2 protein-coding genes are annotated in these 2,013 nt (G+C 69.4%); both read left to right on the top strand.

The annotated features are described in order from the left end of the window. A partial coding sequence (locus tag ACOADB_RS13170; RefSeq protein WP_378599209.1) for a hypothetical protein occupies positions 1-1,178 on the top strand: 1,178 nt, incomplete at its 5' end. A 70-nt stretch (positions 1,179-1,248) separates the two neighbouring features. Next, positions 1,249-2,013 (top strand): 7,8-didemethyl-8-hydroxy-5-deazariboflavin synthase CofG (gene cofG, locus ACOADB_RS13165; RefSeq protein WP_378599208.1); only part of this gene is annotated, 765 nt, incomplete at its 3' end.

The following is a 2,013-nucleotide window of genomic DNA, read 5'->3' as shown; positions in this document are numbered from 1 at the left end:
ACGCACAGCCGCCCTCCGCCCCGACCCAGTTCGGACAGCCGCCGTACGGCCCGCCTCCGGGTGGCTACGGCGGCCCGCCGTCGTACGGCCGACCGCCGCGCAAGCGGCGCTGGCCACTGTTCCTCGGCCTCGGGCTCGCCCTGCTGCTGGTCGCCGGGGTCGCTGTCACCGGGTGGCTGTACTTCACCGGCCGGTTCGGCATCGGGCCGCTCAGCGCTTCCGACAAGGACGCCGTGTCGACCATCGTCGACGGTGTCGAGGTGCCGGAATGGGCCGACCGGGACCAGGTCGAGTGCGCCGTCGACGACCTGGTCCACGAGTCGCGCTCGGGTGAGCTCGAGGAGCGCGGCCTGATCGAGCCCGACTCCGGCGGCGGATGGATCTACACCGGCGAGTGGCAGGTGGCGGACGCGACGTCGTACTCCGAGAAGCTCCTGGACTGTTCCGACGACTGGGCCGACCAGATCGGCAAGACCTGGGAGCTCGACGACACCGACTGCCTCGACGACATCGGCACCGACACCGTGGGTGCCTACTTCGCACAGGAGTCGCTCACCCTGTCGGACGCGGACAGTGACGACAGCGCGGAGAAGGGCCACGCAGAGGCGATCGAGGAGCTCGACGCCTGCTACGTGGAGACGCCAGCCGTCCCGAAGGCCGCGGCAAAGGCCGCCTATCGCGCGGTCGACTTCACCTTCGCCGAGCAGCCCGACGCGGCGAACGGCAAGGTCGTCATCAACACCGGCGGCCCCGGAAGCTGGACGCCGCTGAGCGGCACCAGTGTCGAGATCGACACCGAGCAAGGTGACAGCCAGGCCTGTGTGCAAGCGCAGGCGGTCGCGACCTATCCGTGGGGAACGACGTCGGAGTCGCAGGCCAGGTTCTGCGGGAAGTCACAACCCAAGCGGATCTGGTGGAAGCGGGCAAAGAAGTGCACCGCGGCCCCCGGATGTGTCGCCTGGGAACTGCACTACGAGGGCTTCAAGGACTTCGCCAGCATCACCGCGCGCTACACCAGCAACGGCGGCAACTGCCTGGCCGTCAGTGGATCCTGCTCCGACACCGTCACCGTCGTTCCGGGTGGCCGCGGTCGGCTGGTCACGTGGAGCTTCCCCCGGTCCTACGACGGCGCATTCGTCGCGAAGGTCGGGAAGCTGAAGACGAGGATCAGGAACTGACGCCGCCCGCCCACCCAGTGGGTAGAACGAGTTCTAGTTTGGGTGTCCACCCGGTACCGTAGGACTCGCCATGACCGAAGGCCCCACCCCCCAACAGATCCGCCGAGCACTCGCACGTGCCGAGCGCGGAGCCGCACTCGACCTCAATGAGGCGACGGTGCTGCTGGCTGCCACGGGCGCGGACCTCGATCGGCTCGCCGCCGCCGCCGCGAAGGTGCGCGACGCCGGCCTGGTCGCCGCGGGCCGTCCGGGCGTGGTGACGTACTCCCCCAAGGTGTTCATCCCGATCACCAAGCTGTGTCGGGACCGGTGCCACTACTGCACCTTCGTCGAGACACCCGCCCAGGCCGCACGCGAGGGCCGGGCGCCGTACCTGTCTCCTGACGAGATCCTCGACATCGCCCGCCAGGGTGCCGAGCTCGGTTGCCTCGAGGCCCTGTTCACCCTGGGCGACCGGCCCGAGGACCGTTGGCCCGAGGCACAGGCGTGGCTCGACGAGCAGGGCTACGACTCGACGCTGGCCTACATCCGGGCGATGGCGATCCGGGTGCTGGAAGAGACCGGACTGCTGCCCCACCTCAACCCCGGCGTGATGTCGTGGGAGGAACTGAACCGCCTCAAGCCCGTCTCCCCCTCGATGGGGATGATGCTCGAGACCACCTCACGTCGACTGTTCGAGACCAGGGGCGAGGCCCACTACGGCTCCCCCGACAAGGACCCCGACGTCCGGTTGCGCGTCCTGGAGGACGCCGGCCGCCACGGCATCCCGTTCACCACCGGCCTGCTGGTCGGCATCGGCGAGACGCTGACCGAGCGGGCCGAGACGATCTTCACG

Source organism: Nocardioides sp. CPCC 206348 (genome assembly GCF_048654705.1).
Lineage (GTDB): Bacteria > Actinomycetota > Actinomycetes > Propionibacteriales > Nocardioidaceae > Nocardioides.
The sequence above is the reverse complement of the archived record's forward strand: the minus strand, read 5'-3'. Positions and strand labels throughout refer to the sequence as shown.